The sequence below is a fragment of the Tenacibaculum sp. A30 genome (assembly GCF_051200845.1).
GTDB lineage: Bacteria > Bacteroidota > Bacteroidia > Flavobacteriales > Flavobacteriaceae > Polaribacter.
The window spans coordinates 1,750,635-1,774,322 of record NZ_CP195160.1 but is presented as its reverse complement, the minus strand read 5'-3'; the positions used below and the strand labels follow the sequence as shown (position 1 = coordinate 1,774,322).

The 23,688-nt window shown below is 32.5% G+C and carries 24 protein-coding genes and 1 tRNA gene; 8 read left to right on the top strand and 17 right to left on the bottom strand.

What is annotated here, in order from left to right:
* Positions 1-145: 145 nt before the first annotated feature.
* From ACR9ES_RS08510 to ACR9ES_RS08470, 9 genes are all read right to left on the bottom strand, one after another.
* On the bottom strand, positions 146-283 hold the full coding sequence (locus ACR9ES_RS08510) for a hypothetical protein (protein WP_274635109.1): 138 nt from the start codon (positions 281-283) through the stop codon (positions 146-148).
* Between the two features lie 432 nt (positions 284-715).
* Positions 716-2,200: a glycerol kinase GlpK gene (glpK, locus tag ACR9ES_RS08505; RefSeq protein WP_435253904.1), complete on the bottom strand. Its 1,485-nt coding sequence runs from the start codon at positions 2,198-2,200 to the stop codon at positions 716-718.
* Between the two features lie 363 nt (positions 2,201-2,563).
* Positions 2,564-3,241 (bottom strand): response regulator transcription factor, encoded by a 678-nt coding sequence (locus ACR9ES_RS08500; RefSeq protein ID WP_435253903.1) that lies wholly within the window; start codon positions 3,239-3,241, stop codon positions 2,564-2,566.
* A complete protein-coding gene (locus tag ACR9ES_RS08495) occupies positions 3,234-4,577 on the bottom strand; it encodes a tetratricopeptide repeat-containing sensor histidine kinase (protein ID WP_435253902.1) in 1,344 nt (447 codons plus the stop codon). Before ACR9ES_RS08495 ends, ACR9ES_RS08500 begins: the two co-directional genes overlap by 8 nt.
* Complete coding sequence (locus ACR9ES_RS08490) at positions 4,574-4,978, bottom strand: hypothetical protein (RefSeq protein WP_435253901.1); 405 nt, start codon at positions 4,976-4,978, stop codon at positions 4,574-4,576. The genes ACR9ES_RS08495 and ACR9ES_RS08490 overlap by 4 nt, the downstream gene beginning before the upstream one ends.
* Positions 4,979-5,143: 165 nt before the next feature.
* Complete coding sequence (locus ACR9ES_RS08485; RefSeq protein WP_435253900.1) at positions 5,144-5,290, bottom strand: hypothetical protein; 147 nt, start codon at positions 5,288-5,290, stop codon at positions 5,144-5,146.
* An 84-nt stretch (positions 5,291-5,374) separates the two neighbouring features.
* On the bottom strand, positions 5,375-5,902 hold the full coding sequence (locus ACR9ES_RS08480; protein WP_435253899.1) for an RNA methyltransferase: 528 nt from the start codon (positions 5,900-5,902) through the stop codon (positions 5,375-5,377).
* A gap of 123 nt (positions 5,903-6,025) precedes the next feature.
* On the bottom strand, positions 6,026-6,319 hold the full coding sequence (locus ACR9ES_RS08475) for a DUF805 domain-containing protein (protein ID WP_435253898.1): 294 nt from the start codon (positions 6,317-6,319) through the stop codon (positions 6,026-6,028).
* Between the two features lie 19 nt (positions 6,320-6,338).
* Positions 6,339-6,884, bottom strand: coding sequence for a hypothetical protein (locus ACR9ES_RS08470; protein ID WP_435253897.1), 546 nt, complete (start codon positions 6,882-6,884; stop codon positions 6,339-6,341).
* A 307-nt stretch (positions 6,885-7,191) separates the two neighbouring features.
* On the opposite strand from ACR9ES_RS08470, the gene mutS reads away from it, so the two are divergent.
* The 5 genes from mutS (at position 7,192) to ACR9ES_RS08445 (ending at position 12,763) form a co-directional block, all read left to right on the top strand.
* Positions 7,192-9,801: a DNA mismatch repair protein MutS gene (gene mutS, locus ACR9ES_RS08465; RefSeq protein ID WP_435253896.1), complete on the top strand. Its 2,610-nt coding sequence runs from the start codon at positions 7,192-7,194 to the stop codon at positions 9,799-9,801.
* Between the two features lie 5 nt (positions 9,802-9,806).
* Positions 9,807-11,141 carry an MATE family efflux transporter gene (locus ACR9ES_RS08460; protein WP_435253895.1) on the top strand — a complete coding sequence of 445 codons (1,335 nt, stop codon included), beginning with the start codon at positions 9,807-9,809 and terminating at the stop codon, positions 11,139-11,141.
* Positions 11,142-11,164: 23 nt separating this feature from the next.
* Positions 11,165-11,932 (top strand): enoyl-CoA hydratase/isomerase family protein, encoded by a 768-nt coding sequence (locus tag ACR9ES_RS08455; RefSeq protein WP_435255636.1) that lies wholly within the window; start codon positions 11,165-11,167, stop codon positions 11,930-11,932.
* A gap of 3 nt (positions 11,933-11,935) precedes the next feature.
* A complete protein-coding gene (locus ACR9ES_RS08450) occupies positions 11,936-12,121 on the top strand; it encodes a hypothetical protein (protein ID WP_435253894.1) in 186 nt (61 codons plus the stop codon).
* 192 nt (positions 12,122-12,313) lie between these two features.
* Positions 12,314-12,763 (top strand): 6-pyruvoyl trahydropterin synthase family protein, encoded by a 450-nt coding sequence (locus tag ACR9ES_RS08445; RefSeq protein WP_435253893.1) that lies wholly within the window; start codon positions 12,314-12,316, stop codon positions 12,761-12,763.
* A gap of 111 nt (positions 12,764-12,874) precedes the next feature.
* Here ACR9ES_RS08445 and pth read toward each other — a convergent pair whose 3' ends face one another.
* The 3 genes from pth to ACR9ES_RS08430 all read right to left on the bottom strand — a co-directional run bounded on the left by pth (position 12,875) and on the right by ACR9ES_RS08430 (position 15,122).
* A complete protein-coding gene (pth, locus tag ACR9ES_RS08440; protein WP_435255635.1) occupies positions 12,875-13,441 on the bottom strand; it encodes an aminoacyl-tRNA hydrolase in 567 nt (188 codons plus the stop codon).
* 139 nt (positions 13,442-13,580) lie between these two features.
* On the bottom strand, positions 13,581-14,159 hold the full coding sequence (locus ACR9ES_RS08435; protein WP_274635197.1) for a 50S ribosomal protein L25/general stress protein Ctc: 579 nt from the start codon (positions 14,157-14,159) through the stop codon (positions 13,581-13,583).
* Positions 14,160-14,180: 21 nt separating this feature from the next.
* Complete coding sequence (locus tag ACR9ES_RS08430) at positions 14,181-15,122, bottom strand: ribose-phosphate pyrophosphokinase (protein ID WP_435253892.1); 942 nt, start codon at positions 15,120-15,122, stop codon at positions 14,181-14,183.
* Between the two features lie 111 nt (positions 15,123-15,233).
* Between ACR9ES_RS08430 and ACR9ES_RS08425 the strand changes: the two genes are divergently transcribed.
* Positions 15,234-15,317, top strand: a tRNA-Leu gene (locus ACR9ES_RS08425).
* Positions 15,318-15,355: 38 nt separating this feature from the next.
* Here ACR9ES_RS08425 and ACR9ES_RS08420 read toward each other — a convergent pair.
* The 5 genes from ACR9ES_RS08420 to moaA all read right to left on the bottom strand — a co-directional run bounded on the left by ACR9ES_RS08420 (position 15,356) and on the right by moaA (position 19,615).
* Positions 15,356-16,465, bottom strand: a complete 1,110-nt coding sequence (locus tag ACR9ES_RS08420) for an NTP transferase domain-containing protein (protein ID WP_435253891.1) — start codon at positions 16,463-16,465, stop codon at positions 15,356-15,358.
* On the bottom strand, positions 16,458-16,934 hold the full coding sequence (moaC, locus tag ACR9ES_RS08415) for a cyclic pyranopterin monophosphate synthase MoaC (protein WP_435253890.1): 477 nt from the start codon (positions 16,932-16,934) through the stop codon (positions 16,458-16,460). The genes ACR9ES_RS08420 and moaC overlap by 8 nt, the downstream gene beginning before the upstream one ends.
* Positions 16,935-16,961: 27 nt before the next feature.
* Positions 16,962-17,318, bottom strand: a complete 357-nt coding sequence (locus ACR9ES_RS08410; protein ID WP_274635006.1) for a four helix bundle protein — start codon at positions 17,316-17,318, stop codon at positions 16,962-16,964.
* A gap of 34 nt (positions 17,319-17,352) precedes the next feature.
* Positions 17,353-18,549 (bottom strand): molybdopterin molybdotransferase MoeA, encoded by a 1,197-nt coding sequence (locus ACR9ES_RS08405; RefSeq protein ID WP_274635005.1) that lies wholly within the window; start codon positions 18,547-18,549, stop codon positions 17,353-17,355.
* A gap of 76 nt (positions 18,550-18,625) precedes the next feature.
* Positions 18,626-19,615: a GTP 3',8-cyclase MoaA gene (moaA, locus tag ACR9ES_RS08400; protein ID WP_274635004.1), complete on the bottom strand. Its 990-nt coding sequence runs from the start codon at positions 19,613-19,615 to the stop codon at positions 18,626-18,628.
* Positions 19,616-19,681: 66 nt separating this feature from the next.
* Here moaA and uvrC point away from each other — a divergent pair, with 66 nt between their 5' ends.
* Together uvrC and ACR9ES_RS08390 are read left to right on the top strand one after the other, a co-directional pair.
* Positions 19,682-21,478, top strand: a complete 1,797-nt coding sequence (gene uvrC / locus ACR9ES_RS08395) for an excinuclease ABC subunit UvrC (RefSeq protein WP_274635003.1) — start codon at positions 19,682-19,684, stop codon at positions 21,476-21,478.
* Positions 21,475-23,664 (top strand): patatin-like phospholipase family protein, encoded by a 2,190-nt coding sequence (locus ACR9ES_RS08390; RefSeq protein ID WP_435253889.1) that lies wholly within the window; start codon positions 21,475-21,477, stop codon positions 23,662-23,664. The genes uvrC and ACR9ES_RS08390 overlap by 4 nt, the downstream gene beginning before the upstream one ends.
* The last annotated feature ends 24 nt before the right edge of the window (positions 23,665-23,688 follow it).

The following is a 23,688-nucleotide window of genomic DNA, read 5'->3' as shown; positions in this document are numbered from 1 at the left end:
CTCAAACGTTAAACCACTAACACATTATTATAGAGTGCTTCTTCAATCAACTATTAAAACTAAAGTTTACCCACTTTACGGGTTTTCAAAAGACCTTCGTCTTTTTCAATGCAATTATTTTAAAGTATTATTTGTTACAAATAATTTAACTGTCTTTTTTCTTGCCACTGTTAATTAGAATTAAAAGAGCGGCAACCAATCCTACACAAACAAACCCGAAAATTATCATCATAATGGTTCCGTTTGTCCAAGATACTAATGGAATATTTAGTAATTGTGTCATTTTTTCCTTGTTCTTTGTTTTCTCAAAAATATAGGGAAAAGCGAAATTAAAACATGATATTTATCAGGATTTTGAAAATAAACGGTAAGGCTACAGTAAGATAAAACTTAATTAACCTTACTTAATTAGACCATATGAAAGAGAGTATTATAAGTAACAATATTACTTCAATGAGATTTAATAAGACTTTGTCCTTAATGATTTTAAATAGAATATAATCGATAAGTAAAATGAACAAACCGATTAAAATAATTGCTATAGCAATTAAAGGCCATAAACCAAAACGATCATCTTTCGCATCATAATCTATGAAGTGTATAAAAGGCACAAATGCGATAAGTATAAAAGAGAGTATTAAGAAGAAGGTAATACGTTGTACAGAAAGTAACTTTTTCATATTCATCATAGTTTTTTAAAAAATTGAATTACTTTTTAGTCAACCCAATCTTTGGTACGTTCAACAGCTTTTTGCCATTTTTTGTACAATCGTTCTCTTTTTTCTTTAGTAAAAGAAGGTATAAATTGTTGATTTATTTTTCTTCTATTTATAATGTCGTCTTGTTTCCATAAACCCACACAGATTCCTGCTAAATAAGCAGCTCCCATCACTGTTGTTTCTATTTCTTCAGGACGTTCTACGGTCACATTTAAAATATCTGCCTGAAACTGCATTAATAAATTATTAGCGCAAGCACCACCATCAACTTTTAAAGAAGAGAGCGGTAAAAGGCTGTCTTTTTGCATTACATCTAAAATATCTTTAGTTTGAAAGGCTAAAGATTGCAGTGTGGCTTTAATTAAATGGTTTTTTCCAGTATCACGAGTTAATCCAAAAACAGCTCCTCTAGCATACATATCCCAGTATGGAGCACCCAAACCAGCAAAAGCAGGAACTACATATACAGGATTTTCATCAGTAACTTGTTCAGCAAACAACTCGCTTTCTTCCGCACTGTTTATTATTTGTAAACCGTCGCGTAACCATTGAATAGCAGAACCAGCTACAAACACACTTCCTTCGAGTGCGTAATATACTTTATCGTTAATTCCCCAAGCAATGGTAGAGATTAAACCATTTTCAGAATATTCTAAATTTTCACCTGTATTCATTAACATAAAGCAACCAGTTCCGTAGGTGTTTTTAGCTTCTCCTTTCTTAAAACAGGCTTGTCCAAATAACGCAGATTGCTGATCACCAGCAATTCCAGCAATCGGAATTTGAATTCCGTCCAACTCATAATTTCCGAAGTGAAAAGAAGAAGGTTTTACTTCAGGTAACATAGAAAAAGGAATGTTCAATTCGTTTACAAGTGTTTTATCCCAACAAAGGTTTTTAATATCGTACAGCATAGTACGAGAAGCATTACTGTAATCGGTAGCATGTACTTTGCCATTGGTTAAATTCCATAGTAACCAGGTATCAATAGTTCCGAAGAGTAAATTTCCTTTTTCTGCTTCTTCTTGAGCTCCTTCAACATGAGTTAAAATCCAGTTAATTTTAGTGGCAGAAAAATAACTATCAATAACTAATCCGGTTGTCTTTCTAACATAGTTTTCTAGTCCCGTTTCTTTTAATTGTTCACAAATATTAGCAGTACGTTTATCTTGCCAAACAATGGCGTTGTAAATAGGTTTTCCTGTGTTTTTATTCCAAACCACAGTAGTTTCTCTTTGGTTTGTAATTCCGATCCCTGCAATTTCAGAAGGCGAAATTTTAGCTTGTTGAATAGCTTTTTGCAGGGTGTAAAGTTGTGTTTGTAAGATTTTGGTAGCATCGTGCTCTACCCAACCTGATTGAGGAAATAATTGTTGAAATTCTTGTTGAACTTTAGCAACAATTTTTTCTTCATTATTAATAATTACGGTACGACAACTTGTGGTTCCTTGATCTAAAGCAATAATATATTTGTGGGTCATTTAAACGTAAAATGATTAAACGCCTAATTTACAATTTTACCTATAGTAACAAAAAAAACCTCCTAGATTTTCTAGAAGGTTAGTTTTCCCCTTAAATGTCTTTTTTCCATGCAATTTTGGAAAAAGATGTCACGAAATTAAAAAGATCATTTGTTTAAAAAAAAGGGATTTCCGCAAAAAATAATGCAGATTTATGCAAATCAGTTAGTTAAAATAAAAAAAGCCTCTAGGCAACTAAAAGCTTTTACGTTTTTCTTTTTCAAAATTCTCCCAGCAAGTTTTGAATTTCCCTGCGAAAATATAGGTTCCTTTTAGGTAGCAAAAGGGGAAAACCGTAAAATGAAATGTATTTTTCCGCAAAATTTAATCCACAATACCAAGTTCTTTGGCTTTAAGAACTAAATCTGTGTTGTTATTTGCTTGTAAATCAGTTCTTAATTTTGAAAGTTTGCTTTCTATAGATCTAACTTTAAGTAACGAACCATCGTTCTTTTTTATAAGTCCTTCTAAGTTTGAAATTTTAGGATGCTTAGGAAGTTCTTTTAAAATTTGAATGGCAATATCATCCATTTGGATTTCAATTAAGGCTCTTTTTAACAATTTTTGGTGTATTTCATGTGTATAATACACCTCATCTTTAAGCATTTTTTGAATTGCAAACGTTAGTTCATCGACACTACAATTTCCTTTTAAAATATAGGCTAAAGGATTTAAGTTTTTAATTATATTAAAAACTCTGTTTGTTTCAGAGTGTCCTGTTATTACACCAATCTTGATAGGAATTTCTTCTTCTTGAATTGCTTTTATCAACGCTTCACCATCAATAAAAGTGTTGTTTTGACTCTGATTATCGAAACTTAAATCGGTAAAAATAAGATGAAAAGGACTTGTTTGTAAGTTCGATTTTATTTTTGAAAAAGCTTCATCACAAGAATTAGCTGTTTCAATTTCTAGACCATCTATATTCTTTAAACAAGAAAGAATACCTTCAATAATTAATTGATGGTCGTCAACTAAAAGAATTTTCGTTTTCTTAGACATGGAAGGGGATTTGAATATGGGTTTGGGTTCCTTTACCTACTTCACTAGTTATGGTTAACGTTCCGTTTAACTCTTCAACGCGGTCTTGTAGGTTTTGTAAACCAATCCCTTTTTTACTGACTTCGGTATTAAAACCAACACCGTTATCAGTAATATTCAAATGTACATATTTTTTGTGTACTGAGAAATCGATAGTTATAGTACTTGCCTTAGCATATTTTTTACAGTTTTGTATGCTTTCACGAGTGCTTAAATAGAGTAATCGTTTTATAGAATTGTCAATGGAAGTCCAGTCGTAATCTTGTATACCGTAGACTTTTATTTTAAAATCTAACTCAAAATAATCGCTTACTAAATTGATAATTTGATCTTTAAAAGACACTTTATCGAAACTGATACTACTTAATTGATGCGACAAATTACGAACGTTCTCTTTTACTGAATTTAGCTTTACAGCTTCTTCTAATAGGTTTGATTTTTCTAACTTTTGATGTAGTAAACGTAAATCCCCAGCTACTTCGTCATGCAAAGATTTAGCAATTTGTTGACGTTCGTGTTCTCTTGCTTCTACTTTTTGTAATTGCGCTTGATACAATATTTTTCGTTTACGTTGAAAGTAAAACAACACACTAAAACCAGAAAATAAAAGGCCACTTAAAGCAACAAGCCAACCAATGGTTTTTTGTTGTTTTTGATAAGTAATTTCTGCTTGCTTTTGTTGGTTTTCTGTTTTTAAAACAACATTTTCTTTTTCTTTTTTATCGGTTTCGTATCTAATTTTAGCAAACTGATTTTTTAACTGCCTTTCTTTTTGAAATAAACTATCATTTAAAGTTATATATTCTTGCAAATATTGTTTTGATTGTTCTCCTTTGGTTAAGTTAGCTAAGTTTTTTAAAGCTTCTAGCCAACGTTTATTATTATGAGTTTGCTTTGCATATTTTAAGGCTTCATTAGAGTGAAATAAAGCTTTTTTTGTAAGGTTAAGATCCTTGAAGTAATTAGATAAGTTTATATGGGTTGTACTCATACCACTGTAGTTATGAAGTTTTTTTCTAATAGATAAAACTTCATTGTATTGTTCTAATACTTTCTCCTTATTACCTAATGAATAATTACTATAAGTTAAATTTTCTAATAATAAAGCATATTGGGTTGGGTATTTCTGCTCGATACTATCTTTGTTTAGCCCTTGCATGAAATATGTAATAGCTTTTTGATGTTGGTTAAAGTGTTGGTATAGAAGTCCTTTGTTGTTGAAGGTGTTAAGCCGTAAATTGTAGTTTTTAATTGAATCTTTTTTTAATTCTTGTAAACTTAAGTCAAAATATTTCAAAGCTTCTTGTAATTCCTCTCTCTCTCTTTAGCTATGAGGCCTAAATTATTATATATATAATATTTTATGGTGTGAAAGTTTGTTTTTTCTAAGTTTTTTAAAGCTGAAATATAGGCAATTTCACTTGCAAGTATATTGTTCTCGTTAAGTAATAAAAGAGCAATGTTATATAGTCTTTTGCCAGTTGTAATACTATCTCCTAATTGAAGTGAAATATTTTTAGATTGGTGGTAATGATAATAAGCACTATCTGGTTTTTTAGAATATTTATAGTAAGTAGCTAAAAAAAAATGTACTTTTTCTAAACTTTTAGGTTGTTTACTATAATTAGATGAGAGATCAGTATATTTTTTAAAAGAATCGAGCTGCTTTTCTCTGAAAAAAGACAATGCTTTTTCCATTGTATTATCAAATACTATAGAATCTTGCTTTGAAGTAGTATTTACAGATTCATTTTGACAAAACAAAAAGGTTGAAGCAAAGAAAAAAATAAGGGAAAATAAGAGTCTCATAGTGATAAAACCATCACAAAGTGATGGTTTTAGTATAATGTGTCAGGTTTTTTTTTAACAAGGTGATTTTGGATCATCTCCGTTACCAGTTCCACCATCACCACCACCAGTAGACCCTCCGTTGTTACCGCCAGTTGTAGGGTTATCTACGGTATCAGGGCTTAAATTCATAGCTGTTTTTTGTAAGTTTTTGTTTTCCATATTTACGGGTTTTCTTAAGTTAAAAAAATACTTGTGTGCAATTGCGTACTAAAGTATACTTTTTAACTAAAAAAACATAAGACTTTAACGCATTTTTGTAAACAGATCCCATAAAACCACACCACAACTTACCGATATGTTTAAGGAATGTTTGGTACCTAACTGCGGTATTTCAATATACATATCAGAAGCAGAAACCACGGCTTGCTGTACACCTTTAACTTCGTTACCAAATACTACTGCGTATTTTTGGTTAGTTTCAGGAGTAAAAGTATCTAGCATCGTACTGTTTTCAGCTTGTTCAATACTTAAAACTTTTACATTTTCAGTTTGTAGTTTTTCAACCAAATCGATGGTGCTTTCAACATATTCCCAATCTACCGATTCAGTAGCACCTAAAGCAGTTTTGTGAATTTCTTTATTAGGCGGCGTTGCTGTAATACCACACAAATAAATTTTTTCAATTAAAAAAGCATCCGAAGTTCTAAAAACAGAACCTACATTATTCAAACTACGAATATTATCCAATACTACAATGATGGGAGTTTTGTTCGTTTGTTTAAACTCTTCAACTGTTTTTCTACCTAGTTCGCTGTTTTTAAGTTTACGCATATAATATGATATATTTAATGTAAACGGAATCTAATATCCTCCTTTACATTAAATTATTAAAACGATAAAAATAATAAAAATAGACACTTGTATAGTGTCTATTTTTATTTAATAAAGGGATTATTAATTTTCTTTTGATGGAAAACCAGCCAGTAATAAATTAATCATAGGAATTAAAAACAACCAACGGTTAAACCCTGCATCGTTTAATCTTCTAAAGCCCAAAGCCAAAGTAGGTATAATAAGTACTACTCTTAAAACATCTCCTAATACAAGTGGCAAGTCTAAAGGTCTTCTTAAAAAACCTAATACCATAAATAGTAAAATATTTGTTAAAAAAAAGTACCAAAACTCATTAATAGTTGCTCTTCCTTTAAAATCAAACATTTTTTTAAATGCTAAAGTGTAATAGTTCATCTTTTTTCTTCGTTTTATTTTAAATACAATTAATCTCAATACAACTTGCCACAGCTTCAGCATAACATTCATAAAAAGCAAATGCACAAATAATTCTTGATACCCTAGTTCCTGAACGCATACTGTTGCTAGCACATGATCTTATTCCATCAAAAGAACATCCATTTTTCCTGCTCTTTTCCTCTAAATTATTAATTTCATTCTCAAAAAACTCTCCGCTTTTTATGAAAATTTCATCTACGATTTCGCCATTTATTTTGTAATACAACACTCCATCAATTTTATTAAGGTTACTTTTTATAAGTAACTTTAACTCTTCAATGTCTTTAAGTTCTTTAGGTATAAAGAAATTAGTTTTAAACTCTGAGGAAACTTGCATGTCATAATCCACCTCACCTCCCTTTCTTTTAGCTTTAAAATCATCAGATAACATCTCGTTAAGGTTAACTGTTTTAGAGATATATGAGTATTGATGTTCTTCAGTAACATTTTCTTTTTCACAAGACTGAAATAACACTCCTAAAGTGATTAAAAATACTTGAAATAAATTTTTAATTCTTTTCATTTTTATAAATTTTTTAAATGATTCATAGCATACTCTGTTGTGTAGGGTTTTCTGTTTTACCTCCTTTTTCATGCATGAGTGTGAATTACAAGGTTGTTTTTATACATGTAATTCGAGGCAAATATAGAAGAGCTTATTATTTTTTGCAATAAGGGGTTTCCCTATTTGTTTTTAGTTTGCATTAGGGAAAACCCTGAGTTTTTGTTAACATTTCTTTAATAAAAAACTGCTAAATTGCTTCTCGTAAAGAGTTAAAAAATGAAGATGTTTAATATCTTCGCAAAACTAACCCAAAAAACCCACAAACTTGGCAAAAACAAAGGCAAAAAAGGTAACTCCATTAATGCAACAGTATAACGGAATTAAAGCAAAATATCCGGATGCTATGTTGTTATTTAGAGTAGGCGATTTTTATGAAACCTTTGGAGAAGATGCTATAAAAGCATCTAAAGTTTTAGGAATTATTTTAACCAAAAGAGGAAGCGGTAGTGAAAGCGAAACGGCCTTGGCAGGTTTTCCACATCACTCTTTAAACACCTATTTACCCAAGTTGGTAAAATCTGGGTTACGTGTGGCAATTTGCGATCAGTTGGAAGATCCAAAAATGACCAAAACGATTGTAAAAAGAGGAGTTACGGAGTTGGTAACACCAGGAGTTGCTTTGAATGATGAGGTGTTACAATCGAAATCGAACAACTTTTTAGCAGCTGTTCATTTTGGGAAAAAATTGTTAGGAGTTTCTTTTTTAGATGTTTCTACTGGAGAATTTCTCATCGCTCAAGGGAACGAAGAATATATCGATAAACTCTTGCAAAACTTTACACCAAGTGAGGTATTGGTTGAAAAAAAGCACAAACAACGCTTTTTAGAGGTTTTTACTAACCGTTTTCATACTTTTTACTTGGAGGATTGGGTGTTTCAAAAAGACTATGGAGATGAATTACTTCGAAATCATTTTAAAGTAAAAAACCTAAAAGGGTTTGGAGTTCAGGAGCTGGAATATGGAATTGTAGCCGGTGGTGCTGCGATGTATTACCTATCAGAAACTCAGCACAACAAAATTGAACACATACAGTCTATTAGCAGAATTGCCGAAGATAATTATGTGTGGATGGATCGTTTTACCGTAAAAAACTTAGAATTATACGGTGGTAATTCGGTGAACTCTGTCTCACTATTAAATGTGATTGACAAAACGATTTCTCCGATGGGAGGACGTTTGTTAAAACGTTGGTTAGCACTTCCATTAAAAGATTTAGAGCAGATTCAGCAGCGACATGAATTGGTAAAGTACCTAATTGATAATGATGCTTTTTTTGAAACGGTAAGCTACCAATTGAAACAAATCTCCGATATCGAACGATTGATATCGAAAGTGGCTACGGGGAAAGTGTCTCCAAGAGAAGTTGTCTTGCTGAAAAACTCGCTAAAAGCGATCCTTCCTATAAAAGTTTCCGCAGAGAAAAGCGAAAATGCTGCCGTTAAGTTATTGGGAGAGCAAATTAATACTTGTGAAGCGTTAATCGCTAAAATTACAGAGACTGTGTTAGAAGATGCTCCTGTAAATATCAACAAAGGGAATGCGATTGCGGGCGGAGTTTCTGAAGAGTTAGACGAACTACGTAACATTTCTAACTCAGGAAAAGAGTATTTAGATAGTATGCTGGCTCGTGAAACAGAGAGAACGGGAATTCCGAGTTTAAAGATTGCTTTTAACAATGTATTCGGTTATTATATTGAAGTTAGAAATACACATAAAGATAAAGTTCCTGAAGAATGGATTCGTAAACAAACCTTGGTAAATGCGGAGCGTTATATTACGGAAGAGTTAAAAGAATACGAAGCAAAAATTTTAGGAGCAGAAGAAAAAATTCAGCAGTTAGAAACGGAGATTTTTGCCAAATTAGTACAGTACATTATCAGTTTTGTGCAACCTGTACAACAAAATGCACAGAGTATAGCAAAGATAGATGCATTATTGTCGTTTGCTACGTTGGCGATGGAGAATAACTACGTGCGTCCGCTATTGGATAAAAGTACCGATATTGAAATCAAAAATGGACGTCATCCAGTTATTGAAAAACAACTACCTATTGGCGAAGAATATATTGCTAACGATGTTGTGTTGAACTGTAATCAGCAACAAATTATTATGATTACGGGTCCAAACATGTCGGGTAAGTCGGCTATTTTACGTCAAACTGCATTGATTGTGTTATTAGCGCAGATGGGAAGTTATGTACCCGCACAAAATGCCCGAATAGGAATTGTAGATAAGATTTTTACCAGAGTAGGGGCTAGTGATAATATTTCGATGGGAGAATCGACATTTATGGTAGAAATGAACGAAACGGCGTCTATCTTAAATAACATTTCTGATCGTAGTTTGGTATTGTTGGATGAAATTGGACGAGGAACTTCTACTTATGATGGAATTTCGATTGCTTGGGCAATTGCTGAGTATTTGCATGAGCATCCGTCAAAAGCAAAAACGTTGTTTGCGACGCACTATCACGAATTGAATGAAATGACTACGACCTTTGAGCGTATCAAGAATTTTAATGTATCAGTTAAAGAATTAGATCACAGCATTATTTTCTTGCGTAAGTTGGTAAAAGGAGGAAGTGACCACAGTTTTGGTATTCATGTAGCGAAGTTGGCGGGTATGCCGAATATGGTAATTCACAGAGCGCAAAAAATATTAAAGGAGTTAGAAGAAAGTCATAAGCATCAAGAGGTAAAAGAAACCTTGAAAGAAGCACAACATGAAGATATGCAAATGAGCTTTTTTCAGTTAGACGATCCTTTGTTAGAAGACATTCGAGAAGAAATTTTAACCACGAATATTGATACGTTGACACCAATTGAAGCCTTGATGAAGTTGAATGAAATTAAACGAATGTTGACAAAAAAATAAACGTTTTGCAACACGACATCAGCTTTAAACATATCAATAAACTAGCCTTTCCTGCATTGGTAGCAGGAGTTGCAGAACCTTTACTTTCTACGACTGATTTAGCGATTGTGGGTAATATTGAACACAATGCTACCGAAAGTATTGCTGCAATAGGTATTGTGGGCGCTTTTCTTTCTATGTTAATTTGGGTTTTTGGGCAAACACGTAGCGGAATTTCTTCCATCGTTTCTCAATATTTAGGAGCTAATAAGCTTGAGGAAATTAAAAATCTACCTGCACAAGCCATTGTTATTGTATTAGGGGTAAGCGCTCTTATTCTAGGATTGAGTTACCCGTTTGCGAAAGAAATTTTTGAGCTCTACAATGCTTCTGGAACCATTTTAGATTATTCGGTAGAGTATTATAAAATTCGTGTATTCGGATTTCCGTTTACCCTTTTTACCATTGCAATCTTTGGTACATTTAGAGGTTTGCAAAACACCTATTATCCAATGGTGATTGCTTTAATAGGTACGGTTATCAATATTGTGTTAGATGTTGTGTTGGTCTATGGAATAGAAGGCTATATTCCTGCAATGTATATTCAAGGAGCAGCGTATGCTAGTGTTATTGCACAAATTATTATGGCATTAATATCGGCAGTATTGTTATTAAAAAAGACGGATATTCCGTTAAAATTCAGCTTGCCATTTAATACTGAAACTCCAAAATTCATAGTAATGGTGTTGAATCTTTTCGTAAGAACGATAGCACTAAATGTTGCATTGTACTTTGGAACTTCTTATGCTACTGACTATGGAGATGCTTACATTGCAGCTTATACCATCGGGTTCAATTTATGGCTTATGGGGGCTTTTATGATTGATGGATATTCTTCTGCAGGAAATATTTTATCAGGTAAATTATTGGGTGCTAAAGCTTATAAAACATTGGTAACTTTAGGAAATAGATTAATTACTTACGGATTCCTCTTTGGATTATTATTAGCCGTTGTGGGGTTTGTTTTATATCAATTTATAGGAAAAGTATTCACTAAAGAACCAGAGGTTTTAGAGCAGTTTTACAATACCTTTTGGATTATTTTAATCATGCAACCTATATGTTCTATCGCTTTTATTTATGACGGAATTTTTAAAGGAATGGGAGAAATGAAATTTCTACGAAATGTTTTGTTATTAGCAACAGGATTAGTGTTTGTTCCTACATTGTTATATTTTGACTCTCTTGGGTATAAACTCTATGCTATTTGGATAGCTTTTTTCTTATGGATGATTGCGAGAGGTACTCCATTAATTGTTAAGTTTAGAAGAAAGTTTTTACCCCTAGCTCAAAAAATGTAATTTTGAAGAAACAAGAAAAACAAATGATTACAACTAGAGAAAACGGAAGTTTATACACCCATATAGAAAACAAGATTGCAACGGTAGAATTTGGACACCCAGCAAGTAACTCTTTTCCAAGTGTATTGTTAGAACGTTTAGCAAACGAATTTGATAAACTTTCAACTAATGATGAGGTTTCGGTAATTGTATTAAAATCAGAAGGGGAACGAGCTTTTTGTGCTGGTGCATCTTTTGACGAATTGGTATCGATTGATAACTTAGAAGGTGGAAAAGCTTTTTTCTCAGGGTTTGCGAATGTAATCAACGCTATGCGCAGATGTTCAAAACTAATCATAGGTAGAGTACAAGGAAAAACAGTTGGAGGTGGAGTTGGATTAGCAGCAGCTTGCGACTACGTATTGGCTACAGAACACGCTTCTATTAAACTTTCTGAATTTACAATAGGTATTGGTCCGTTTGTAATTGCGCCAGCCGTAGAGCGTAAAATAAGCGTTAGTGGATTAGCAGAATTAACCTTAGATGCTACGAGTTGGAAAAATGCTTACTGGGCTAAAGAAAAAGGGTTGTATGCACGTGTTTTTGAAACACAAGGGGAGTTGGATAAAGAAGTAGAAATTTTATCAGAAAAATTAGCATCATACAATCCAGAAGCATTAGCAGAAATGAAAAAAGCTTTATGGAAAGGAACCGAGCACTGGGAAGAGCTGTTAATAGAAAGAGCTGAGACATCAGGTAAGTTAGTTTTGTCTGAGTTTACCAAAAAGGCATTAGAAAAATTTAGAAAATAAGCTATGTTTTTAATACAAGAAGAAAAAGGTTCTGCAGCTTACAATGCAGGATATGAAATTGGTTATGAAGTAGGACAATGGATAGCACAGAATCCTTTATTAGCGGTATTTATAGGAGCTGTAGTTTCAGTAGGTTTTGTGTGGATATTAACAAAAGTTGTAAAACAAATTCGTACTTTCGGCGAATAAAAACAAAATAGTATGGGCGGAGATTATTTATTTGCCATTTTAGCAGCAGGTGTAGCAGTAGTGTATTTCTTTAACAAATTCAGAGCAAACAAGAAATTTAAAAGAAAATAATGTTTTACGAATTTTTCAGTTGTTGCTTAAGACAACTAATGATAAGTAATCTTTTATAACTTCTTTTAAAGTAGAAAACTTATGAGCAAGATTAGAATTACAAAGCAGTTTAATTTTGAAACTGGACATGCTTTATATGGTTATGACGGAAAATGTAAAAATGTTCACGGACATAGCTATAAGCTTTCTGTTACTGTGATTGGTTCTCCAATTACTGATACGAGTAATGTTAAATACGGTATGGTTATCGATTTTGGAGACCTAAAAAAAATCGTAAAAGAAGAAATTGTTGATGTGTTTGACCATGCAACAGTATTCAATAAAAACACACCTCATATTGAATTAGCCAAAGAGTTAAAAGATAGAGGGCATCATGTGATTTTGGTAGATTATCAACCAACCAGTGAAATGATGGTGATTGATTTTGCTAAAAAAATCCAATCGCGTTTACCAGAAAATATTAAACTACATGCAATTAAGTTACAGGAAACAGAAACTAGTTTTGCAGAGTGGTATGCTTCGGATAATTAGCGAATGAGTTAATTGGTTAGTGGTTTAGTGATTTAATGAGGAAATGCTCTTATGAGTTATTGATTTAAGGAATGAATGTATTAATTCTTCAATGAACTACAAACTCACAGACTACTTTCCGTTAAATTCATTCATTGTATTTGATAATCCTGCATTGATAAATGAGGTAATAGCATTAACAGAAGTTGGAATGCGTTCAATCATGGCGCTTTCTTCTTCAGAAGACCATTTCCCTAGCACGTAATCAACTTGTCTTCCTTTAGAGTAGTCAGCACCAACCCCAAAGCGAAAACGTGGATAAGCACCTGTGTTAAACTTGTCTTGGATGTCCTTCAATCCGTTATGACCACCAGAACTACCTTTTCCTTTTATACGAATCTTTCCGAAGTCGATATTTAAATCATCGGTAATAATCAGTAAGTTTTCAACTTGAATGTTTTCTTTTTGCATCCAAAATTTAACCGCTTTTCCACTTAAATTCATATAAGTGTTTGGTTTTAAAACAATAACTGTTTTTCCTTTAATTTTAAGTTTAGCAATATCACCTAGCTTTTCAGTTTCAAAAGACCCATCATATTCTTTTACGAAAGCATCTACTATTTTAAAACCAATATTATGACGTGTGTTGTCATATTTTTCACCAATATTACCTAAACCTACTATTAAAAATTTCTTCATTGTACCGTTTTCTGTAGCTGTTGAATGTGTTTTAGAAAAACCAAATAATCTTTTCCAAAGGGTATTAAAAATCATGTGTCAAAAATAAAAAAAAGCGCTACACTTGGTAACGCTTTTTAAAAACTTAACGAGGTAAGTCTTATTTCTTTTCAGCTTCAGCTGCTGCTTTTGCCGCGTTACGAGACATACGAACTTGAGCAACCACTGTGTTATCTGGGTGTAAAATTGCGTAGTTATCGTTTTGTAACTTAGTTACATATAACTTGTTACCAATTTCTAACTCAGTAATATCAGCTTCGATAAAATCTGGCAAGTTAGCTGGTAAAGCTTTTACTTTTAATTTACGTAAGTTGTGACGTAATGCACCCCCTACCATAACACCTTTAGATTTTCCTACTAAACGTACAGGAATTTCCATAGTTACAGCTTTATCATCAAATAATTGATAGAAGTCGATGTGTAAAATTTCATCACTTACTGGGTGAAATTGTATATCTTGTAATACAGCGCTATAAGTAGCACCTTCTAATTCAATCGTAGCAGTAAATACTTCTGGAGTATAGATTAACGATTTGAACGCTTTTTCATCTGCTGAAAAGTGAACAGGCTTGTCTCCTCCGTATAATACGCAAGGAACCTTTCCAGCATTACGTAAGGCTTTTGTTGCTTTTTTACCTACGCTTTCTCTTTGAGATCCTTTGATTGTAATTGATTTCATTACTTTGTTTATTAATTTATATTACATTAAAAATTTATCGCTAATAGATGTATTGTCTTGAACTTTATGCATTACATCAGCGAATAAAGCGGCGCAAGATACAACTTTTATTTTAGAAATGTTCTTTTTTAAAGGAATTGTATCTGAAACGATTAGCTCTGTTAATTGCGAATTTTGAATTCTTTCATAGGCATTACCTGAAAGGATAGGGTGTGTACAAATAGCACGTACACTTTTTGCACCACGCTCCATCATTAAATCGGCAGCTTTAGTTAATGTTCCTCCTGTATCAATCATATCATCTACAAGAATTACATTTTTACCTTTTACCTCACCAATTAGCTCCATGTGAGCAATTACATTGGCTTTTTGACGCTGCTTGTAACAAATAACTACATCACTTTCTAAGTATTTAGAATATGCGTAAGCTCTTTTAGAGCCTCCCATATCTGGTGATGCAATAGTTAAGTTATCTAAACCTAAACTTTTTACATAAGGTAAAAAGATGGTAGAAGCAAATAAGTGATCTACTGGTTTTTCAAAGAAACCTTGAATTTGATCAGCATGTAAATCCATCGTCATAATTCTAGTAGCCCCAGCGGTTTCTAATAATTTAGCTACTAATTTAGCTCCAATAGCTACACGAGGTTTGTCTTTTCTATCTTGACGAGCCCAACCAAAGTAAGGCATTACAGCAGTAATATGTCTTGCAGATGCACGCTTAGCAGCATCACACATAAGTAACATTTCCATTAAATTATCTGTTGAAGGAAATGTAGATCCTATAATGAAAACCCTTCTTCCTCTGATTGATTCTTCGAAAGCAGGTTGAAATTCTCCATCGCTAAAGTGGGTAGTGGTTACATTTCCGAGTTCAACTCCGTATGCATTAGCGATTTCTTCTGCTAATTCAATACTTTGTGAACAAGCAAATATTTTTGGGCTTAGTTGAGTTGTAGCCATTTAGAATAAGGATATTTTAGTTAGTGTTGTTGTTGGGGCAAAAATAAAACTATTTTAAGAGTTTAAAAGATATTTTAAATGAAATATTTTATAGATTTGCACTCACCAAAAGCCAAAGTGGTGGAATTGGTAGACACGTCGGATTCAAAATCCGATGCTCGTAAGGGCGTGTGGGTTCGAGTCCCACCTTTGGTACAAAAAAGCACTTAAATCTAGATTTAAGTGCTTTTTTATTATGAATTGAGCTCTTTTTTAACCTGCTCAAACTCTTCAGGAGTGTTGATGTTTCTTATTAAGTTATCATCAACCTCAATAATTTCAACATCAGAGTTAATGAGCATTTTACGTGGGCACGAATATCCTTGCGCTAAATAGGCTAATAATTTTCCGTAGGCTTTTGGTTCGTAAATGGTGATTAAAGGTTCAGGGAATTCTTTGTTTTTCCCTTTTACAGTAGTTGCTATTTTAGAAGGATTTCTCTTTTGTAATAACAATTGAATAAGCTCATTGTTTACAAACGGAACATCTGTAGCCATGACAAGCCATGCTGAGTTTGGATCTTTTTGAAAAGCAGAGCAAACACCTCCAAAAGGTCCTAAATTTAAAAAGATATCATGAATTTCATTCTCTTTTTCTGAGGAGGCTTGAACAGAATAAAAAGTTTCTAAATTGTTGTTTTCTAGCAACTCTTTTACATGTTCTTTTTGAGGTTTTTTATAATACACTAACTCTGATTTGTCACTTCCCATTCGAGTGCTTTTTCCACCGGTTAATACCAGTCCTTTTATAGGGGCTATGTTTTGTTTAACGAGATTATGAAAATGGTTGGAGATTTTATCAATCTCATTAATTGTATAAGAAGTACTATTTTTGATATTTGGAAAACGTTCTAGTAAACAATCAAAATATTTTGAGTTTTCATTCAGTTTAATTACAAATTGAATGCTGGTTAGTTGGTCTAACCTCTTTTTTACAGAAGCTTCCTTTTCATCATCTAAAATTAAAATTTGTTTAGCTCCTTGGTAATGATTTCCATTGATGAATACTAAATCATGATTGTAAAACTGTAAACGTTGTTCGTATTTGTTTACTGAAGAAGTAGTCTTTATTTGTAAATTTCCTTCTTGATGAAAGGTGTATTCAGTTAGGGTCTTTTGCTCAACATCTTTAGCATGTGAAGCATCAAAATACCCTAAGTTATAGTTCGATAATCTTTTTGAAACGTTATGAACTAAATCAGCGATAACCCCACACTTAGTTCCTAAAATAGCTACTTCATTAGGAGCAAAATTATCATTATGTTTTTTAACTAAGTTTGTATGTTTAGTATGTTTTTTATCCATTTTTAATATCCGATTTACCACCTGTTTTTTCTACTAACTTTACTTCTTTAATTACCATTTTTTGACTGATAGCTTTACACATATCATAAATAGTTAAACAAGTTGCTGAAGCTCCAGTAAGAGCTTCCATTTCTACTCCTGTTTTACCTTCGATAGTTACTTTACAAATGACTTCTAAATGTTCATCGTCTACAATATTGATGTCAATATCCACTCCGTTGATTAATAAAGGGTGACACATTGGGATGATATCAGAAGTTTTTTTTACGGCTTGAATTCCAGCAATGATAGCTGTTTGAAAAACAGGTCCTTTTTTAGTGATGAGTTCATCATTGGTAAAATGACTCACAATTTCTGAACCTAAAAACATAGTTGCTTTGGCAATAGCGGTACGTTTCGTGATTTTTTTATCAGAAACATTTACCATTTTAGGTTGGTTTTGCTCGTTTATATGGGAAAAGTTGCTCACTTTATATAAGTTTTGAATGTTGAGTTTTTAATTTTTAGTTAAACTCTGTTGTGATGTTTTTACAATTGCTGTTAATAGCCTAATTAGCTCATGGATGTCCGAAAGTATATCTGTAACATCAATATTTGTTAAATTACTTTCTTTTAATAGGCGTAACCAATATTTAGTTTCTCTAGCCTCTTTTGAAGAAATAGACATTTTAGCTATAAAGTCTCTTTTACTTTGTCCTGCTAAAGCCTCTTCTATATTAGCTCCTATTGAAGCTCCACTTCTTAAAAGCTGTTTTGAAATTATAAACTCTTTTTCTTGTTGCAGTTTTTTGTACAGAGAAATTATTTTTAAAGAGAATTGAAAACTTTTGCTTTGAACAATACTTTCCTTCATTTTAAATTTTTAACTCAAAACTAAACATTAATAATTAAAAACTACGATACGTCAGTATCGGAAAAACACTTCCTTTTTTAAATTCTATCTCTTCAGTTTTTGGGAGTTTAATAAAGCCGTCAGCTTCGACCAAACTTGCTAAATCACCTGAACCATTTCCTTGTATTGGAGTTGCGTATACTTGTCCGTTTTCCGAAGTTAATTTTACTTGTAAAAAACAGCTTAAATTGGGTTTAAAAGTGATGTCTTTTGCTAAAATTACTGTTTTTTCTTCGGAAGAAACTCCAACAGATTTATAATGCCAAGGATAAAAATAGACCAAACAATTTACAAATGTTGAAACAGGGTTCCCAGGAAAAGCGAACACATTGCAGTTATCTGTAACACCTGCCCAAAAAGGTTTTCCAGGTCTTTGTGAAACTCTATGAAATAACTTTTTAACACCCAGTTCATTTAAAACCTCAGGTAAAAAATCAAACTTTCCTTTGCTTACAGCTCCACTAAATAATAACACGTCATATTCTTGTAGAAAAGACGCTATTTTTTCTTTTAAAATTGCTTTTTCATCCGTAATATGAGCTGTGTCTGCGGGGATTTTTAAATCATTCAATAAAGAAACTAAGGTGTATACATTGCTTCTTCTAATCTGATGTGCTAACGGAGTTTCATGAGTGTCAACCAATTCATCACCTGTAGAAACAATCATTACTTTAGGTTGTTTGGCTACTTTAACCATAGCTTTACCTACAGTAGCTAAAACCCCTATTTCAGCAGCAGAAATAATTGTGTCTTTTTTAATAAGAACTTCTTCTTTGGTTTTGTCTGAACCTTGTACATGAATATTTTGCCCTTCGGTAATTTTATCAATATTGATAGTTGCCATTAAGGTATTGATGTCTACATCTTCGTAACGAATAACCGTATCTGTATTGTTAGGTAAGCAGGCTCCTGTCATCACTTCATAACAGTTTGAAGCATTCTCCATAGTTTGCTGAGGTGTTCCTGCAGGCTGAATTCCTTCAATTTTAAAATCGCGAACACCGTGCTTAAAAAAACGATGATTGATTGCAATACCATCCATTGCCACTCGGTTGAATGGAGGAAAATCTCTATAGGCAACAATATCTTCTTTTAAAACTCTGTCGACAGCTTCTAAAAAGGGAATTTCTTCAACTCCGAAATCTTGTGTGTTTTCTAAAATTATATGTTTAGCTTCTTCTACTGTAATCATCTGTAAAAGTGTAATTGTTGAGTTGTTTAAGAGTTTAATTATTACATTTTCAAATTATCTAATTAACACATTGAAATTATCCGCCTATTGTACTCATACTTTCGGTTACATTTCCTTTTCTATTAGCCTCAGCAACAAAACCATTCTCAGGTTTTTCTTTTATGAGTGATAAAAACAAGGCTTTCAAATCTTCATTACTGGCACCATTTCTAATAAAATCTCTCAGATTAAAAACACCATCATCAAACAAACAGTTTTTAAAAGTTCCTGTCGAGGTAACTCTAATTCGGTTACAATCATTACATATAGTACGAGTAAAAGCAGGAATAATTCCTACAGTTCCTATATGATTTTCAATAGAAAAATTTCGTGAGGTAGAAGATTTTTCTGAGATGAGTTGTGTAATATTATAATTTGATTGTATTTCGTTCAAAATCTTATTGTAATTCCATACTTCTTTAGTGTTTCGTTGTCCTTTTCCGTTAAAAGGCATTTCTTCAATAAAGCGAACCGCAATATTTTTTTCTTTGGTTAATGCAACAAAGTCAACAATTTCATCAGTATTAAAACCCGATTGTACTACTACATTTAATTTTAAATTGAGTGGACTTTTTTCTAGTAGTTCAAATGTTTTATATACTTCGGAAAATACATCACGACGTGTAATTTTGGCAAACTTATCGGCATGTAAACTATCAATGCTTAAGTTGATGGTTTTTATTTTTTCAAGCTTTTCTAAGTCTTTGATGTGTTTAGAAACAAGCGCACCATTGGTGGTAATATTGATAGCATTTAGTAAATCGTTATACGATAACATTTCTAAAAACGACATAAAATCTCTACGTGCAAAAGGTTCACCTCCAGTTAATCGAACTTTGTTCACCCCTAATTCGGTAAGTACTCTGATAATGCGGTACATTTCTTTGTAGGTAAGTAGTTCTTCACGAGGCACAATATCAATACCGTGTGCAGGCATACAATATTGGCAACGCAAGTTACAACGGTCGGTTACCGCTAATCGAACGTAGCTAATTTGTCTTCCAAAATTATCAATAAGTTTACCCATATCGTAAAGGTACTAAAACTAGCGTTTATACCCTTTTAAAAGGCTAAAAAATTGTATTTTCGTTGTATGCCAACACCGCTAGAACTTCAAATACAAACACTGCCTAATTCACCTGGAGTTTATCAATATTTTGATAAAGAGGATGTGATTATTTATGTAGGAAAAGCTAAGAACTTAAAAAAACGCGTTTCGTCGTATTTTACTAAGAATCACGAGAACGGAAAAACGCGAGTTTTAGTCAAGAAAATTGTTCGTATTGAGCATGTAGTGGTTGATACGGAAACAGATGCATTATTGCTTGAGAATAATTTAATCAAGAAATACAAACCACGATACAATGTGTTGTTGAAGGATGATAAATCGTATCCGTGGATTTGTATTAAAAAGGAGCGATTTCCGCGCGTGTTTTCTACACGAAGAGTTGTGAAGGATGGTTCGGAATATTTTGGTCCGTATACCAATATGCGAACGGTACATGCTTTATTAGATTTAATTAAAGAGCTGTATCCGTTACGTACTTGTAATTACGATTTAAGTCAGGATAAGATAGATGCTGATAAATACAAAGTATGTTTAGAATATCATTTAGGAAATTGTAAAGGTCCTTGTGAAGGATATCAAACGGAAGAAGATTATCTAGAAGATATAAGAGTTATTCGAAACATTATCAAAGGGAATTTTAAAGAAAGCTTACAGCAATTTGAAAAGCTAATGCTCGATTTTGCTGCCGATATGCGCTTTGAAGAAGCACAAAAGATTAAAGAAAAATTAGGGGCGTTGCAGAATTATCAAGCAAAATCAACAATTGTCAATCCGTCGATTAACAATGTAGATGTGTTTTCCATTATTTCTGATGAATCGCATGGATATGCAAACTTTTTTAAGGTGATGAACGGTTCTATAGTACAATCGTATACTACAGAAATTAAGAAAAAATTAGATGAAACCGATAAAGAGCTTTTAGAGTTATTTATTATTGAAACTCGCCAGCGTTTTAATTCGTTGTCACGAGAAATTTTTGTGCCTTTTAAAGTTAGTGTTGGTAAAGATGTTAAGGTAACTATTCCAAAACTAGGAGATAAAAAACGAATTGTAGAACTCTCTGAACGCAATGCGAAATTCTACCGTCAAGAGCAGTTTAAACAAATAAAAATTGTGGATCCTGATCGTCATGTAAAAAGAATTATGGCGCAAATGCAAAAGGATTTGCGATTAGGGAAAGAACCACGTCATATTGAATGTTTTGATAACTCGAACATCCAAGGAACGAATCCTGTGGCTGCTTGTGTGGTTTTTAAAGATGGAAAACCAAGCAAGAAGGACTATCGTCATTTTAACATCAAAACAGTAGAAGGTCCTGATGATTTTGCTTCGATGGAGGAAGTTGTATACCGCAGGTATAAACGATTGTTAGATGAAGAACAACCATTACCTCAGTTAATCGTTATTGATGGAGGAAAGGGACAATTATCATCTGCTTTAAAAAGTTTAGATGCGTTGGATTTACGAGGAAAAATAGCTATTATAGGAATTGCAAAACGCTTGGAAGAAATTTATTATCCGGGAGATTCTGTTCCGTTGTATTTAGATAAAAAATCTGAAACGCTTAAAATAATTCAGTATTTACGTAACGAGGCACACCGTTTCGGAATCACTTTCCACAGAAATAAACGAAGTAAAAGTGCTATTCAATCAGAATTGGAGCAAATTCCTGATATTGGAAAGCAAACAATCACCAATTTATTACGTAAATTTAAATCAGCCAAACGTGTTAAAAGTGCTAGCTTAGAAGAGTTAAAGGAAGTGGTAGGTAATGCAAGGGCTCAAAAAATATATCAATATTATCAAAAAAAAGAAGAATGAAAAAGTTGCTAATTTTATTATTATTTCCTGCGCTGATGCTGGCCCAAGAACAACCTAAAGTAGGTTTAGTACTTAGTGGTGGTGGTGCAAAAGGTATAGCTCATATAGGGATATTAAAAGAGCTTGAAAAAGCTGGTGTTCAGATCGATTATATTGGTGGTACAAGCATGGGAGCTATTGTAGGAGGTTTATACGCTGCTGGCTATACAGCCGATCAAATAGAAGAAGCTGTTTTTGAAACAGATTTTATGAGTTTGCTACAAGATAAAGTTCCAAGAAAAGAAAAACCTTTTTTTAGTAAAGTTAACGGTGAAAAATACGCGGTATCTCTTCCGATAAAGAAAGGAAGTTTAGGCTTGCCTTTGGGTTTATCTAAAGGACAAAACATTTTGAATTTTTTGACTGAATTATTAGAACCAGTTGATGAAATTAACGATTTCTCTAAACTTCCAATTCCCTTTTATTGTATAGGTACCAATATTGAAACAGGTGAAGAAGAAGTTTTAGAAACTGGTTCATTACCGCTTGCACTAAGAGCAAGTGCTGCTTTTCCATCTTTATTAAATCCGGTAGATATTGAAGGGAAATTATTGGTTGATGGTGGAGTTGTAAATAACTTTCCTGCTGATGTTATGAAAAAGAAAGGAGTTGATATCATAATAGGAGTCAGCGTTCAAGGAGAGTTATTAAAAAAAGATGAGTTAGTTTCTGTAGCTTCTTTGTTGATGCAGATTATTAACTTTCAAATGTATAAGAAGTCTGATGAACAAATTGAGTTGCTAAATGTTTATATCCGTCCAAATGTTATAGAGTATAGTGTTATAGGTTTTGATCAAAAAAATGAAGTTTTAGATGAAGGGTATAAAGCAGCAAAAAAGTACAGAGTGGTTTTTGATAGTATTGCAAAAATGCAGCCTAGTAAAAGAAAATTACCTAAAATAGAACTAAAAGAGAAAAAGTTTATTGTTGATAGAATTATTATTAAAGGAAATAAAAACTATACCAATAATTATATTTTAGGAAAGTTGCAATTACGTGAAGGAGATAGTGTTTCTTACAAAGAAATCTCTAAGAAAATAAACACCTTAACAGCGACAAAAAACTTTACTAGAATTGATTATCATTTCGATAAATCTTTCCATGGGAAAAAACTAGAGCTAACAGTAAAAGAAGAAAAAATTCAGTCTTATTTACGTCTTGGGTTACATTATGATTTACTGTATAAGTCAGCAGTCTTATTGAATTATAATCATAAAAAGTTGCTTTTTCAAAATGATGAACTTTCTGTTGATTTTGGTATTGGTGATAAAATCAGATATAACTTAGAATATTTTGTGGATAACGGATTTTTAACAAGTTATGGTTTTAGTACAAGATACAACTCTTTCAATAGTGATATCATTTATGATACAGGGCTTATAAACGGAAAGTATTCAGATTTTTCAAGTTCATTATACTTCCAAACAACCTTTGATAAAAAGTTTGCAATTGGTATAGGAGCAGAACATAAAAATATTGAAGCAAGCACACAAAACATATCAACAGATGGGAAAGAAGATTTTTTTGATAGAAGTAACTATATAAATACCTTCTCTTACTTAAAATTAGATACCTATGATAAAGAAATGTTTCCTACTAGAGGGTTTTATGCAGATATAGGCTTTAAGTGGTTTTTATGGTCTGATAGGAATAATAGGTTAGAAGGACTATTACCCAATAGCGAGCCATTTCATCAATTTTCACAGTTGGGAGGTACTATAGGGTTTGCTACTACTTTTTATGATAAATTGACTTTTCAATATACCTCACAAGCAGGATATACTTTAGGAAAAAAGTCATTCGAAATTTTTGATTATCACTTAGGAGGATACAATCAAAACTATATTAATAATTTCATTCCTATGTATGGTTATGATACAGGAGGTTTAAATAATCAGTCTTACTTAAGATCAGAATTTAATCTGCGTTATGAGGTTTTAAAAAATCATTACGCAATGTTTATTGCCAATTATGCTCGTGTAGAAGAAGATATTTTTGATAAAGGAAGCTTATTTAAAAACACCAAATCAGGATATGCTTTAGGTTATAGCGTAGAAACGTTTATTGGACCTGTTGAATTAAAATATACTTGGTCACCAGATCACTCTGAACATTATTGGTTATTTAACTTAGGGTTTTGGTTTTAAACATAAAAAAAACCCGTATCAAAC